This window comes from Ruegeria sp. HU-ET01832, from assembly GCF_040371315.1.
GTDB classification, from domain to species: Bacteria; Pseudomonadota; Alphaproteobacteria; order Rhodobacterales; family Rhodobacteraceae; genus Ruegeria; species Ruegeria lacuscaerulensis_A.
Window position 1 is genome coordinate 662,345 of the sequence record NZ_BAABWL010000001.1, and the last position, 12,794, is coordinate 675,138.

The window sequence follows — 12,794 nt, forward strand, 5'->3', positions numbered from 1 at the left end:
TTGTGTCCGCTGCGCCCCTCGACAGACTACGTTAGCGCGCTAAGGTGCATGGCATCACCTGAACAAAAAAGGAAACCGCAATGGGGCTGACATACCTCCACACCATGGTCCGTGTGAAAGATCTTGAGAAATCCATGGCGTTTTACGAACTGCTGGGGCTGCAAGAAACCCGCCGGTATGACAGTGAACAGGGGCGGTTTTCGCTGATCTTCATGGCGCCTCCGGGGCAAGAAGATCGTCCGATCGAGCTGACATATAACTGGGATGGCGACGACGGATTACCTGGCGATAGCCGCCATTTCGGTCATTTGGCCTACGGGGTCGATAATATCTACGAAATGTGCCAACTGCTTAAAGATAATGGCGTGGTGATCAACCGGCCGCCGCGCGACGGGCGCATGGCGTTTGTGCGCTCGCCAGACAACATTTCGGTCGAGCTGCTGCAAAACGGCGACGCGCTGGACCCCGCCGAACCCTGGGCCAGCATGGAGAGCACCGGTCATTGGTGATCCGCTGGCTGGCAACCTTGGGACTGGCCGCGCTGGCCAGCCCCCTGCGGGCCGAGACGTGCCGGCTGGCGCTTGCCTTGGCGATGGACATATCGACCTCGGTAGACGCCACTGAAGACACATTGCAAAGGCAGGGTCTGGCCGCGGCTCTTGTGGCGCCTGAAGTGACCGAGGCGTTTTTCTCATCGCCAATGCCCGTCGCGCTTGCGGTCTATGAATGGAGCGGGCGCAGCACGCAGCGCGTCATTCTGAACTGGTCGATGATCCGTACACGGGCGGATTTGCTGGCTGCAGCCACGACGGTGCAGCAGTCGGTGCGATCCGACAGCGGATCGGCCACGGCGATGGGATATGCGTTGGCCTTTGGCGCGACACTGATGCAGCAAGCCCCGCCCTGCCTTTTCCAGACCATTGATCTGTCTGGTGATGGGTCGAACAATGACGGGTACGGGCCGGATTCGGCCTACCGCCACTTTCCGTTTCAGGACGTCGTGGTGAACGGGCTGGTCATCAACGCTGCTGATTTCGAAGGTGAGCTGTTCCTTATCCCGTTTTTCGAGAACAATGTCCTGCATGGCCCCGGCGCTTTTCTTGAAGTGGCGCAAGGTTTCGAAGACTTCGAGCGCGCCATGCGCCGGAAGCTTGAGAGGGAATTGCAGGGCCTGCAAATCGGCGCTCTGTCCGGTGAAGCGCCAAAATGATCCGGTACCTTGCCGCTGTCGCAGCCTTTTTGGGAACACCCGCCCTGTCTGAGTGCAGACAGGCTCTGGCATTGGGTCTGGATGTCTCTGGCTCGGTCGATAGCGCCGAATACAGTTTGCAACTCGGTGGTCTGGCCGCTGCCCTGCAACGACCCAAGGTCAAGCAACTGCTTCTTTCGGGCCTTGGCCCTGCGGTGCGGCTCGCCGTATTCGAATGGAGTGAGGCCAGTCATCAGCGCATGCTGCTGGACTGGACAGAAATCCGATCCGACGAACAACTAGCTGGCATTTCAAACCTGTTAGACTCGGTAACGCGCAGCTCGGCGCCTCAGGGGACAGCAGTTGGATCGGCAATGCTGTTTGGGGCTGAATTACTGTCCCAACAGCCCGAGTGCTGGAAGCAAACGCTGGACCTTTCTGGCGACGGAAAGCACAACATTGGCCCTCACCCCCGCGAGGTGAAACAAGCACTGCAAGTCAGCGGGATCACCATCAACGGACTAGTCATCGGCCCCGATGACGCCAATGTCGGGGACAAGCGCGACGTACAGATCAGTGAGTTATCCGCTTACTACAATGCCTGGGTCATTCTAGGCCCCGACGCCTTTGTCGAGGTTGCCGTCGGGTTCGAAGCCTATGAGGATGCGATGACCCGCAAGCTAATCCGCGAGCTTGAGGACTTGGTCCTGTCCGACGCCGGGCCACACACTCGACCCTGATCAGTAAATGTAGCGGATCTGGTCCGTCCAATAGCGTTCAACCCGACGGAGAGAGGTGGTGATGTCCTCGATCCCCTCAAGCCCCAACACGCCACGTGACTGCAACCCATCGGCATGGCGCGCGAACAGCTTGGACACAGTGTCACGAATTTCACGTCCACGCGGCGTTAGACGCACACGGACCGAACGGCGGTCAATCTCGCAACGCTGGTGGTGCATATAGCCCATCTCAACCAGCTTTTTCAGGTTATAGCTGACATTACTGCCCTGGTAATATCCCCGGCTTTTCAGCTCACCTGCCGTGACTTCATGATCGCCGATGTTGAAAAGCAGCAATGCCTGAACCGCGTTGATTTCAAGTACGCCGACACGTTCGAACTCGTCCTTGATGACGTCCAAAAGCAAACGGTGCAGCCGTTCGACAAGGGCAAGCGCCTCAAGATAACTGGTCATGAAGCCCTTGGCCCCGTGCGCGGAGACCTGCATTTCCATACTCATCCGATCCTCCGATTCAATCGCGCTGTTTCAGGCAGAATGAGTCGAAAAACCGAAAATTCGGTTAAACTGTCTTTTTCTTTATTTTTGAAATGTTTGTGCGATATCAGTTATCAGATCCCCGAACCGTTCTGGGGCGGCGACCTGCCCAGTCACCCATTGATACAGGTCCTGATCATTTTCGTGCAGCAGCGCGTCATAGGTTTCCAACCCCGCACTGTCCATCGCCGCCAAATTGCGTTCGGCATACGCCTGCAGGATCAGGTCCATTTCCTTGATCCCCCGGCGCATGGAGCGCATTTTCAATCGCTTGATTTGAACGTCACGCAGCTCGGTCATTGATTTCGCTCCAACATCAGGCGCACGCGTTTCTCCAACTTGGCGGCCCGCTCGGCGCTGGCCCGCATCTCGCCACGGATAGCGCGCAACTCGGTCACGACTTCAACAAGCTCAGGCGCGTTTTCCACCACCTCAACCGGGGCATCCATGCCCTCACCCTCGCCAGTCAAAAGCCACATGATCGAGACGTTGATCATTCCAGCCATCATCGACAAACGGTTGGCGCGCGGCTCAGAAAGGTCGTTTTCCCAAGCGACGATCGTGGCCTTCTTGACGCCAAGCCGCCGCGCAAGCTGCGATTGCGTCATACCTGCCGCTTCACGCGCGCCTGCCAGCCGGTCGCCAAAAGTTGCTGATTCCGGGCCGTACCAGTCGCTTTCGTCGTTCATTCGCGTCTCCAATTCCACTGTGCATATCGCTTGATCGTCATTCGGGCGCACCCTATGACAGACAGGTTGAACATACAAACCGAGGCCGATCATGAGTTTCCTGTCTGCGACACTGTCACGCGTAAAACCATCACCGACCATCGCAATGACAGCGAAAGCCGCCGAATTGAAGGCCGCAGGGCGCGACGTCATCGGACTGAGCGCGGGCGAACCCGATTTCGATACGCCGCAGAACATCAAGGACGCGGCTGTCGCCGCCATTGCCGCGGGGAAAACGAAATACACCGCGCCCGATGGCATCCCCGAGTTGAAACAGGCGGCTTGTGCCAAAATGAAACGTGATCACGGGTTGGACTATTCGCCCGCCCAGATCTCGGTAGGTACCGGCGGCAAGCAGACGCTGTATAACGCCTTGATGGCCACCATGAACGACGGCGATGAGGTGATCATCCCCGCCCCCTACTGGGTCAGCTATCCCGATATGGTTCTGCTGGCAGGCGGTACGCCGGTCGTAGTGGAAACAACCCTGGAAAACCAGTTCAAGCTGACGGCCGAACAGCTTGAGGCCGCGATCACGCCGAACACCAAGTGGTTCATCTTCAACTCTCCGTCCAACCCTACTGGTGCGGGTTACAGCCGGACCGAGCTAAAGGCGTTAACCGATGTGCTGATGCGCCATCCGCATGTTTGGATCATGTCTGATGATATGTATGAACATCTCGCCTATGACGGGTTCGAATTCTGCACCCCGGCTGAGGTCGAACCCGGCCTGTATGAGCGCACACTAACCTGTAACGGTGTGTCCAAAGCCTATGCCATGACCGGCTGGCGGATCGGGTATGCCGCAGGCCCGGCCGAGTTGATCGCAGCGATGCGCAAGATCCAATCGCAGTCGACCTCGAACCCTTGTTCGGTTAGCCAATGGGCTGCGGTCGAGGCGCTGAACGGCACGCAGGATTTTCTGGCCCCCAATGCCGAGACATTCAAACGACGCCGCGATCTTGTGGTGAAGATGCTAAACCAGATCGACGGCATCACCTGCCCCACGCCCGAAGGTGCTTTTTACGTCTATCCTTCGATCGCGGGTCTGATCGGAAAAACAACCCCGGCGGGTAGCGTGATCGCATCGGATGAGGCATTTGCGACAGCGTTGCTGGAAGAGGCGGACGTTGCCGTTGTTTTTGGTGCCGCGTTTGGCTTGTCTCCGAATTTCCGTGTCAGCTATGCTACATCGGATGAGGCGCTGACCGAGGCTTGCACCCGCATCCAAAATTTCTGCGCTGCACTGACCTGAGCCCGGAGGCCGTATGGCGACTGAACTGCCCGAATACTATTTCCGTATCCGCGAGAATGGAGCTGCGGTATTCCGGATCGACACGGAAAACCGCCAGCAACGGATCGAGATGGACCAGATCGCCGTCATCAACATCCGAAATGGCGAGGTCAAACCGCAAGGCCAGCGCACCCTGACCGAAGCCGACCGAGCCGAAATCGCGCGCTGGATGCAGGCGCGCAAGGCCCTGCTGGCCCAGCGCGACATTGATGATATCCACCGGGCCGTGGATTACCTGAACCTGACGACTCAATGGGCACAGTCAAAGGCGACCGATGATCAGCTTGAGGATGTGACCGACAGATTGTTGATGGCCATGCATGACCTGCGCAGCGTCCTCGTGCGCAAAAAGGCGGATCGACTCAGCAAGGGCTAAGCCGCCACCGGTACAGACCGAACCGATCGCATCCAGAACCGTGCCATCAGAAGCACCGCCGCACAAGCCAGCCCCAGAACAACACCCAGCCAGACTCCAATTCCGTCCATCCCCCGGACAAAGCCAAAGTAATACGACGCTGGAATGCCAACGACCCAATAGCTAAGCCCCGCCATTACCATCGGCACTTTGGCGTCCTGCAAACCACGCAACAGGCCCAGCGCAATCACCTGCGCGCCATCCACCAGTTGGAACAGGGCCGCCATGGCCAGCAACCCGGTGCCAATCAACAGGATTTCCCCCCGCTGCGGATCGTCTGTTTCCATAAACAACGAGATCAACGGCTCGGCGCAGGTCAGGAACAGGATGACCGTCAGCACCGACATCACCAAAGACATGCCCGTTACGGCAATCGCGCCTTTTTCCAGATGCGCCCGGTCCTTGCGGCCCAGCGCATTACCCGCTCGGATCGTGGCTGCGTTCGACAGGCCCAGATGCACCATGAACGTGGCCGAGGCCAAATTCAGCGCGATCCCGTGCGCCGCCAGCGGCACCTGACCCAGCCACCCCATCATGATCGCGGACATCGCAAACAAGCTAACCTCGGCCAGAGTAGTCAATCCGATGGGCACGCCCAGACGCAGGACGCTGAAGAAGAACTCCCAATCCGGGCGCCAGAAACGCTGAAACAGGCTGTGTTCGGGCAAGACACGCACCGCATAGATCACCACAAAGACCAACGAAACGATCTGTGTAACCACCGATGCAACGGCGGCGCCGATCACGCCCATCTCGGGCGCGCCCCAGTTCCCGAAGATCAGCGCATAGTTAGTTAGGCCGTTGACCACGGCAGCTGTGACCGTAATCCAAAGAACGATCTGGGTCCGTTCCAACGCGGCCAGATAAGACTTCAAGACCATCACGATAAGCGCCGGGAACAGGCCCCACCCTGCGACCCGCAGGTACTGGGAAGCCGTTCGCGCAACATCAGGGTATTGATCCAAAGCAATCAGGATCGGGTAGGACCACCATAGCAACGGCATCATAAGAGCCGCATAGATCAGTGACAGCCACAACCCCATGCGGGTCGAGCGGCGAATACTCGTCTCGTCCTCTTCCGCAGCGGCCGTGGCGACGATAGGCATAACGGCCCAGCCGAACCCGGCCCCGAACAGAAACAGCACGAAATAGTAGCTGCTGGCCAAGGTTACAGCAGCCAAAGCCTCGACCCCGTACCAGCCCAGCATGACCGTATCGGTCAGGCCGATCGCGAACTGCGCCAGATGCCCGCCCACCAACGGCAGGCCGAGCACTGCGATGGCCCGGAAGTGGCCGCGATATGTCATCACCTTATTCATTGCCCCAGCCTTATGCCCGGCTAGAAGCCGGGACAAGACCAGATCAACGAAATTTCAAGGTGAGACTCTCAATCAAGAGCCGGTAATCAGCTTCGAATGGCCCTTTCAAGCGTCCGGATGCAGAGACGTACCCAGTATGTGCTCGGACCGATGGATCACGTGATGTGCCTGTCCGACGATCAGCGGATCCGGGTCGCTTACGATGTCATGGTTCTTACCGGGATAGTCCAGCGTCGACAGGAAGTGGCGCATCGTGTTCAGACGGGCACGTTTCTTGTCGTTGGACTTGATGATCGTCCAGGGCGCATCGGCCGTGTCGGTGTAGAAGAACATCGCCTCTTTCGCCTCGGTGTAGTCGTCCCACTTGCTAAGGCTCGCCTTGTCGATAGGCGACAATTTCCACTGTTTCAGCGGGTCGGTTTCACGGCTTTTGAACCGGCGCTGTTGCTCTTCCTGCGTGACCGAGAACCAGTATTTGTATAGCTGAATGCCCGAGCGCACCAGCATCCGCTCAAAATCCGGGGTCTGGCGCATGAACTCCAGATACTCATTGGGCGAACAAAAGCCCATCACCCGCTCAACGCCCGCGCGGTTGTACCAGGAGCGGTCATAAAAGACCATTTCGCCCACGGTCGGCAGTTCCTGAATATAGCGCTGGTAATACCACTGACCCTTTTCTTCCCAGGTGGGTTTGTTCAACGCGACCACACGGGCCTGACGCGGGTTCAGGTGCTCCATGAACCGTTTGATCGTACCACCCTTTCCAGCAGCGTCGCGGCCTTCAAACAACAACACAAACCGCTGACCCGTCTCTTGCGCCCACAGCTGAACCTTCAGCAACTCGGCCTGCAACTCGGCCTTTTGCGCCTCATACGTCCTGCGCGCCATTTTGCGACCATAGGGGTATTTGCCGCTTTCAAAAGCCAGACGAATTTTCTCGGGACTGGGCGCTGCAGAGGCGGGCACCACAGTAACGGGCGTTTCTGTCTTTTCTATCTGTGCCGCTGTTTCCATTCAGTTTCTCCTTGCTAAGCTTGTTAGATGAAAGGCTAACAGGGACCGGCACTTCGCGCTTTGATTGGTGTCAAATTGCTGTATCTTAGGTGCTCTGTATTTCGATTTCAGACCATAGGGTTAGCCCCATGAACAGCAGGTTTGTCACACTCAACGGTCAGCCGTTTTTTCTACGCAGCTGGGGTGATCCCAATTTGCCCACGCTGCTGATGCTGCACGGGTTTCCAGAATATGGCGGCGCATGGGCCGATCTGGCACCGCACCTCGCCCCGCACTACCATTGTGTTGCGCCCGATCAGCGCGGTTACGGGCAAAGCTGGGTGCCGGAAAGCGTTGGCCACTACACCCTGTCCAACCTGGTGACGGACATGGCCGCACTGATCGAAATGCAGGGCGGGCCTGTGACGGTTCTGGGTCACGATTGGGGGGCTTCGGTGGCCTATGGCCTGGCTATGTTTCGGCCCGAACTGGTCGACCGCCTGATCATCGCGAACGGAGTTCATCCGGTTCCGTTTCAGCGCGCCATGGCGGCCGGAGGCGCGCAGTCCGCAGCCTCGCAATATATCAATGACCTGCGCGCCGAGGACGCAGCCGATCGTTTTTCAGCCAATAGCTTCGCCCTGCTTGAACGTTTCTTCAGATACGGCATGGGGTTGGATTGGTTGTCTGATCATCAGATGCAAGACTATCGCACCGAATGGGCCCGGCCCGGTCGGTTGAACGCCATGTTGAACTGGTATCGCGCTTCTCCTTTGGTGGTGGCCAAACCGGGCGAGCCTTTGACGGACCTGCCCGAGTTGCCGGTAGAGCGCCTGATGGTCCGATGCCCGCATCTGCTTCTTTGGGGACCGGAAGACAAAGCGCTGCTGCCAGAGGCGACCTCTGGGCTCGAAACCTTCGCGCCTGACCTGAAGCGTGTCGACATTCCCGGTGCCGATCACTGGCTGCATCACCAACGACCTGATGCAATGGCGCAGGCAATTCTGGACTGGAGCGGTGCCTGACGGCCTAGCGATGCCCCCAATCCGCCGGGTCCTCGGAGTTGTTGGGCGATAGTCCCAAAACATCCCCATCGGTGTCGCACCCCAGCCCCAGAACAGTGCGGTTGGCATACGAGAAATAGGCGCAGACCTGATTAATCTCGAGTATCTGGCCGTCATCCCACCCCGCCGCGCGTAACGCGTCGATATCTGCTTCTGTCATATCCGCCGGTGCCTGAGTCAACATGCGCGCATAATGCATCCCCGCGACCTGCGCGGCATCCAAAGGGGCGGTATCTGGCGCTTTGGCCTCAATCGCTGCACGAATAGCTTCTGCGCGTGCAGGATCGTCCAGCAAACGCTGTAGACCACTGAAGTGATGCTCGACACAGTATCCACAACGATTCAACGAACTGACCCAGACGCCCAGAACCTCGAGAAACCATTTCGGAATGGTGTTGGCCGAATGGTGCAACACGTTTTTGTACAACGCCATGTGGCCTTCCATCGAATGCGGGCGCAGGGAATGCACCATCATGATGTTGTCAACGTTGTTCCCCGGCCCGGTGACCCGTTCATACAGTTTCTTCAATCGACCTGTTGCCTGCTCGTAGGGCACCGTCTTGATCCAACTCATTCCACTTCCTTACGATTTTGGTCGCGTCAATCACAGATTGAGTTGTTACCGGCGATGCCCCAGGAGGCAAGCTTCGATTTCAAAGGTGGGGTTAATCCATTTGTCCGACAAAAGTCGTGGCCGACAAGGGCATCACCATATCCTCTGACCCAAAACGCTGATCCAATGCCTTTGCCATTTCCACCGCGACCTCCTCGGGATCGGCACCGCCCCGCTCTTTTATTTCGTCCACCAAAGGGTTTCCGAACACCAAAGCGCGCGAGAATGCCGCGGGATCCAGGATCTTTTTACTCAACCGTTTCGTCTGGAATGTCACATTGTGCCAACCGGCGGCGGACAAGTCAGCCAATACGGCCTGCGGGTCTCCGTAGTGAAACGGAACTTGGTAAAAGCCCGGAGGGTCGTCCGGGAAGACCTGCGCAACAACGTCCTGAGCCATCTGCGAAACCGGGTTTTCAGCCATAGAACTCCAGACATTAAAAACGTAACGCCCTTGGGGTTTCAGCACTCTCGCGGCCTCACGGAACGAGGCGACTTTGTCAGGAAAAAACATCACGCCAAACTGACACACCATCAAATCGAACTTTGGTGTTTCGAATGGCAGTTCCATCGCGTTGACAACGTCAAAACGAACGTTTTCCGAGCTAGAAAACTTAGTCTTGGCAACATCCAACATCGGCGCGTTCAAATCAGTGACCAGCAGGTTTGCTGCTGCAGGCAACTGATCTCGGAGCATTCTGCTGACTATGCCGGTTCCGGCTGCAAGTTCGACCACTTCGCTAGCGGGTTCGCTGCAACATGTCTCGACCAAGTGTTGTGCGTAATCGACGAAAATATTTGGTCCAAGACCAGTGTCATAATATGTCGGAATGTCACCAATAAACTCTGCGGAATTTGCCGTCATCCAATTGCCCCTAGTTGATAGAAAATACAAACTGCCCCCATCTTAGTCGAAAACAGGCCATATGCGAAAACCCGCGTGATCCTCGCATTTTTCTACAACACTTCGCGCCCCTCTTCCCCCGGACCACATCACCTGCCATAATGGATAAAACTCAAAAACAAGAGCAGCACCGATGCCCGACGATCTGTTGACGCCTGAAGCGACTTCCACCTATGACGCCTCCTCGATCGAGGTGCTTGAAGGGCTGGAACCCGTTCGCAAACGCCCCGGCATGTATATCGGCGGCACGGATGAGCGCGCGCTGCATCACATGGTGGCCGAAATCCTCGACAACTCGATGGACGAGGCGGTCGCCGGTCACGCCAACCGGATCGAGGTCGAGCTGCACGCAGATTACGCGCTGACCGTGCGCGACAACGGGCGCGGTATCCCAATTGATCCGCATCCGAAATTCCCGGACAAGTCCGCGCTTGAGGTCATTCTGTGTACCCTGCACGCGGGTGGTAAATTCTCGGGCAAGGCCTATCAGACCTCGGGCGGTCTGCATGGGGTTGGTGCCTCGGTGGTGAACGCCCTGTCGGACTCGATGGTCGTACAGGTGGCGCGGGACAAGACGCTGTTCGAACAACGCTTCTCGCGCGGTATCCCCTTGGGACCGGTCGAGAAAATCGGCGCGGCCCCCAACCGGCGCGGCACCACCGTGACATTCCACGCCGATGCGGAAATCTTTGGCCACCACAAGTTCAAACCGGCGCGGTTGTTCAAATCCATCCGCTCCAAAGCCTACCTATTCTCAGGCGTGGAAATCCGCTGGAAATCCGCCATCGACGACGGCGAAACCCCGACCGAGGCTACGTTCCATTTCCCCGGCGGCCTGTCTGATTACCTCAAGGAGACGATGAACGGCTCGTCCACCTATGCCGAGCAGCCCTTCGCAGGCACCGTGGACTTCACCGAGAAGTTCGGGACACCGGGCAAGGTCGAATGGGCGATCAACTGGACACCTTCGCGCGATGGGTTCATCCAATCCTACTGTAACACCGTGCCCACCCCCGAAGGCGGAACCCATGTGGCGGGTTTCTGGGCCGCGATCCTCAAGGGGATCAAGGCTTATGGTGAGCTGATCAACAACAAGAAAGCCGCGCATATCACCCGCGAAGACCTGATCACCGGCGGCTGCGCGCTGGTGTCCTGCTTTATCCGCGAGCCGGAATTCGTCGGCCAGACCAAAGACCGTCTGGCCACGGTCGAGGCGCAGCGTCTGGTCGAGAATTCGGTCCGCGACCATTTCGATAACTGGCTGGCCGCGGACACGAAATCCGCCGGCGCGATCCTCGACTTTGTGATACTCCGAGCCGAGGAGCGTCTGCGCCGACGAGCCGAGAAAGAGACACAACGTAAATCCGCCACTAAGAAACTTCGTCTTCCCGGCAAGCTGGTGGACTGTAGTAGTTCAACACGCGACGGCACCGAGTTATTCATTGTCGAAGGCGACTCGGCCGGTGGCTCGGCCAAAATGGGGCGTGACCGCAAAACGCAGGCCCTTTTGCCCCTGCGCGGCAAGATCCTGAACGTTCTGGGCGCGGCCAGTTCCAAGCTGGGCACAAATGCCGAGATCAACGACCTGACCCAGGCGCTGGGTGTGGGGCTTGGTACCAAGTTCAACGTCGACGACCTGCGCTATGACAAGATCATCATCATGACCGACGCGGATGTGGACGGCGCGCATATTGCGTCCTTGCTGATGACGTTCTTCTTCACCCAGATGCGGCCCATGATCGACGCGGGCCACCTGTATCTGGCCTGCCCGCCTCTGTATCGCCTGACCCAAGGCGCCAAACGCGTCTATTGCCTGGACGAGGCCGAGCGTGACGAGTGGCTGGAAAAAGGCCTGGGCGGCAAGGGCAAGATCGACGTTTCACGCTTCAAGGGTCTGGGCGAAATGGACGCCAAGGACCTGAAAGAGACCACGATGGACCCGGCCTCGCGCAAACTGATCCGCGTCACGATTGACGAGGACGAACCCGGCGAGACCGGCGATCTGGTCGAGCGTCTGATGGGCAAGAAGCCAGAACTGCGGTTCCAATATATTCAGGAAAACGCGCGGTTTGTGGAGGAGTTGGATGTTTGAAAATTGATTGCTACCGCTCACGCTTAGCAAGCTTATTTTAGATAAAAGAGTTAGAGAACAATGGCCTCCGAAGAAATTCATCGAATTCAACTACGAAGAGCTCTGGATGATGCAGCGAGAATCCAAGGAGTTTTACTTACTGCAGAAGCGAGAGCTATCTTCGTTAATCGCGCAATTCAACATATCTACGCACGTTATCTTGCGGAACAAAATCGTGATACCGAAGTAGAAAAAGCAACAAGAAACGCTCAGGTTTTGTTGCGGAACCTTTCACCACTTGTCGAAAACCGCGTCTCCAAGAGCATTGACGATACTGCCGTGCGCGGTTTTATTGAGCGTTCAACAAACTGTATTTACCCATTTTGCCGACCTACACCATGAAACGATTTGAAGTCGCGCTTGAGATATCCAAACAGCTGATAGCTATTTGTAGCGCGATGCTCGTAGGTATTGCCGCGCTTGCCGGGGAAATATTGAATAACGAGGCCGATGGACGAGTATTTACCGCATTGGTGTTTCTTTATGTTTTTTTGTCGCTGTCGATATTAGCCGGAATCTTCCATCTAGGAGCAGTCACGAACCTCGCTGAAAAAGCAGAACGCCGAGAACACGAAGGTAAGAACAAGGATTTCGTCTCAATGTTTGATGGTCCGGAAGCCCCAACTACTTGCATGCTTCAACAGATGCTCTTCTTTTTCTCAATTCTTTTGCTCATTGGCATTTTAGTTCTGGACCGAAGCTTAGGAGTGCCTGCGGCTGTCCCAAGTTGAACTTAGAAAGTTCATTGAGCCACGTTTCTAGACTCTAAATTTCACCTAGTCTGAGGATGGGTTCAGAACGCGCCCGCCCATAGGTGCTGGTCAGGCGCGTGCTTGATGCTTTGAATCAAGCAATCGGCGGAGGTCGCGA

16 protein-coding genes are annotated in these 12,794 nt (G+C 57.0%); 9 read left to right on the forward strand and 7 right to left on the reverse strand.

Annotated features, from left to right (window positions below; translation table 11 throughout):
* Window positions 1–80: 80 nt before the first annotated feature.
* From ABWV79_RS03325 to ABWV79_RS03335, 3 genes are read left to right on the forward strand one after another with little or no spacing between them, the layout of a single operon-like run.
* A complete protein-coding gene (locus ABWV79_RS03325; protein WP_353390399.1) occupies window positions 81–509 on the forward strand; it encodes a VOC family protein in 429 nt (142 codons plus the stop codon).
* The gene (locus tag ABWV79_RS03330) at window positions 506–1,210 is read left to right on the forward strand and encodes a DUF1194 domain-containing protein (RefSeq protein WP_353390400.1); all 705 of its coding nucleotides are present in this window, start codon (window positions 506–508) and stop codon (window positions 1,208–1,210) included. The genes ABWV79_RS03325 and ABWV79_RS03330 overlap by 4 nt, the downstream gene beginning before the upstream one ends.
* Window positions 1,207–1,929 (forward strand): DUF1194 domain-containing protein, encoded by a 723-nt coding sequence (locus ABWV79_RS03335; RefSeq protein WP_353390401.1) that lies wholly within the window; start codon window positions 1,207–1,209, stop codon window positions 1,927–1,929. Before ABWV79_RS03330 ends, ABWV79_RS03335 begins: the two co-directional genes overlap by 4 nt.
* Here ABWV79_RS03335 and ABWV79_RS03340 read toward each other — a convergent pair whose 3' ends face one another.
* From ABWV79_RS03340 to ABWV79_RS03350, 3 genes are all read right to left on the reverse strand, one after another.
* Window positions 1,930–2,427 (reverse strand): MarR family winged helix-turn-helix transcriptional regulator, encoded by a 498-nt coding sequence (locus ABWV79_RS03340; protein WP_353390402.1) that lies wholly within the window; start codon window positions 2,425–2,427, stop codon window positions 1,930–1,932.
* A gap of 78 nt (window positions 2,428–2,505) precedes the next feature.
* On the reverse strand, window positions 2,506–2,763 hold the full coding sequence (locus tag ABWV79_RS03345) for a succinate dehydrogenase assembly factor 2 (RefSeq protein WP_353390403.1): 258 nt from the start codon (window positions 2,761–2,763) through the stop codon (window positions 2,506–2,508).
* Window positions 2,760–3,152, reverse strand: coding sequence for a helix-turn-helix domain-containing protein (locus ABWV79_RS03350; protein WP_170354632.1), 393 nt, complete (start codon window positions 3,150–3,152; stop codon window positions 2,760–2,762). Before ABWV79_RS03350 ends, ABWV79_RS03345 begins: the two co-directional genes overlap by 4 nt.
* 91 nt (window positions 3,153–3,243) lie before the next feature.
* Between ABWV79_RS03350 and ABWV79_RS03355 the strand changes: the two genes are divergently transcribed.
* Together ABWV79_RS03355 and ABWV79_RS03360 are read left to right on the forward strand one after the other, a co-directional pair.
* The gene (locus ABWV79_RS03355) at window positions 3,244–4,446 is read left to right on the forward strand and encodes a pyridoxal phosphate-dependent aminotransferase (protein ID WP_353390404.1); all 1,203 of its coding nucleotides are present in this window, start codon (window positions 3,244–3,246) and stop codon (window positions 4,444–4,446) included.
* A gap of 13 nt (window positions 4,447–4,459) precedes the next feature.
* Entirely contained in the window at window positions 4,460–4,861 is a 402-nt protein-coding gene (locus ABWV79_RS03360; RefSeq protein ID WP_170354634.1) for a hypothetical protein, read from the forward strand.
* On the opposite strand, the gene ABWV79_RS03365 is transcribed toward ABWV79_RS03360, so the two are convergent.
* Both ABWV79_RS03365 and ppk2 read right to left on the reverse strand, forming a co-directional pair.
* Window positions 4,858–6,219, reverse strand: a complete 1,362-nt coding sequence (locus tag ABWV79_RS03365; protein ID WP_353390405.1) for an MATE family efflux transporter — start codon at window positions 6,217–6,219, stop codon at window positions 4,858–4,860. The genes ABWV79_RS03360 and ABWV79_RS03365 overlap by 4 nt on opposite strands.
* Before the next feature lie 105 nt (window positions 6,220–6,324).
* A complete protein-coding gene (ppk2, locus tag ABWV79_RS03370) occupies window positions 6,325–7,233 on the reverse strand; it encodes a polyphosphate kinase 2 (RefSeq protein WP_170354636.1) in 909 nt (302 codons plus the stop codon).
* Window positions 7,234–7,361: 128 nt separating this feature from the next.
* Between ppk2 and ABWV79_RS03375 the strand changes: the two genes are divergently transcribed.
* Window positions 7,362–8,237: an alpha/beta fold hydrolase gene (locus ABWV79_RS03375; protein WP_353390406.1), complete on the forward strand. Its 876-nt coding sequence runs from the start codon at window positions 7,362–7,364 to the stop codon at window positions 8,235–8,237.
* A gap of 4 nt (window positions 8,238–8,241) precedes the next feature.
* Here ABWV79_RS03375 and ABWV79_RS03380 read toward each other — a convergent pair whose 3' ends face one another.
* Both ABWV79_RS03380 and ABWV79_RS03385 read right to left on the reverse strand, forming a co-directional pair.
* Window positions 8,242–8,850 (reverse strand): carboxymuconolactone decarboxylase family protein, encoded by a 609-nt coding sequence (locus ABWV79_RS03380; RefSeq protein WP_353390407.1) that lies wholly within the window; start codon window positions 8,848–8,850, stop codon window positions 8,242–8,244.
* A gap of 91 nt (window positions 8,851–8,941) precedes the next feature.
* Window positions 8,942–9,754, reverse strand: a complete 813-nt coding sequence (locus ABWV79_RS03385; RefSeq protein WP_170354639.1) for a class I SAM-dependent methyltransferase — start codon at window positions 9,752–9,754, stop codon at window positions 8,942–8,944.
* Between the two features lie 172 nt (window positions 9,755–9,926).
* On the opposite strand from ABWV79_RS03385, the gene parE reads away from it, so the two are divergent.
* Genes parE through ABWV79_RS03400 form a run of 3 tightly spaced genes read left to right on the forward strand, consistent with a single transcriptional unit; the run spans window position 9,927 to window position 12,655 of the window.
* Window positions 9,927–11,885, forward strand: coding sequence for a DNA topoisomerase IV subunit B (gene parE / locus ABWV79_RS03390; RefSeq protein ID WP_353390408.1), 1,959 nt, complete (start codon window positions 9,927–9,929; stop codon window positions 11,883–11,885).
* A 60-nt stretch (window positions 11,886–11,945) separates the two neighbouring features.
* Window positions 11,946–12,266 (forward strand): hypothetical protein, encoded by a 321-nt coding sequence (locus tag ABWV79_RS03395; RefSeq protein WP_353390409.1) that lies wholly within the window; start codon window positions 11,946–11,948, stop codon window positions 12,264–12,266.
* Window positions 12,263–12,655: a hypothetical protein gene (locus ABWV79_RS03400; protein WP_353390410.1), complete on the forward strand. Its 393-nt coding sequence runs from the start codon at window positions 12,263–12,265 to the stop codon at window positions 12,653–12,655. The genes ABWV79_RS03395 and ABWV79_RS03400 overlap by 4 nt, the downstream gene beginning before the upstream one ends.
* Window positions 12,656–12,794 lie beyond the last annotated feature (139 nt).

Excerpts from the sequence above, each read along its gene's own strand:
- ABWV79_RS03325 (WP_353390399.1), top strand. The coding sequence starts at position 81 with ATGGGGCTGACATACCTCCACACCATGGTCCGTGTGAAAGATCTTGAG.
- ABWV79_RS03335 (WP_353390401.1), top strand. The coding sequence starts at position 1,207 with ATGATCCGGTACCTTGCCGCTGTCGCAGCCTTTTTGGGAACACCCGCC.
- ABWV79_RS03340 (WP_353390402.1), bottom strand. The coding sequence starts at position 2,427 with ATGAGTATGGAAATGCAGGTCTCCGCGCACGGGGCCAAGGGCTTCATG.
- ABWV79_RS03345 (WP_353390403.1), bottom strand. The coding sequence starts at position 2,763 with ATGACCGAGCTGCGTGACGTTCAAATCAAGCGATTGAAAATGCGCTCC.
- ABWV79_RS03350 (WP_170354632.1), bottom strand. The coding sequence starts at position 3,152 with ATGAACGACGAAAGCGACTGGTACGGCCCGGAATCAGCAACTTTTGGC.
- ABWV79_RS03355 (WP_353390404.1), top strand. The coding sequence starts at position 3,244 with ATGAGTTTCCTGTCTGCGACACTGTCACGCGTAAAACCATCACCGACC.
- ABWV79_RS03360 (WP_170354634.1), top strand. The coding sequence starts at position 4,460 with ATGGCGACTGAACTGCCCGAATACTATTTCCGTATCCGCGAGAATGGA.
- ABWV79_RS03365 (WP_353390405.1), bottom strand. The coding sequence starts at position 6,219 with ATGAATAAGGTGATGACATATCGCGGCCACTTCCGGGCCATCGCAGTG.
- ppk2 (WP_170354636.1), bottom strand. The coding sequence starts at position 7,233 with ATGGAAACAGCGGCACAGATAGAAAAGACAGAAACGCCCGTTACTGTG.
- ABWV79_RS03375 (WP_353390406.1), top strand. The coding sequence starts at position 7,362 with ATGAACAGCAGGTTTGTCACACTCAACGGTCAGCCGTTTTTTCTACGC.
- ABWV79_RS03380 (WP_353390407.1), bottom strand. The coding sequence starts at position 8,850 with ATGAGTTGGATCAAGACGGTGCCCTACGAGCAGGCAACAGGTCGATTG.
- ABWV79_RS03385 (WP_170354639.1), bottom strand. The coding sequence starts at position 9,754 with ATGACGGCAAATTCCGCAGAGTTTATTGGTGACATTCCGACATATTAT.
- parE (WP_353390408.1), top strand. The coding sequence starts at position 9,927 with ATGCCCGACGATCTGTTGACGCCTGAAGCGACTTCCACCTATGACGCC.
- ABWV79_RS03395 (WP_353390409.1), top strand. The coding sequence starts at position 11,946 with ATGGCCTCCGAAGAAATTCATCGAATTCAACTACGAAGAGCTCTGGAT.
- ABWV79_RS03400 (WP_353390410.1), top strand. The coding sequence starts at position 12,263 with ATGAAACGATTTGAAGTCGCGCTTGAGATATCCAAACAGCTGATAGCT.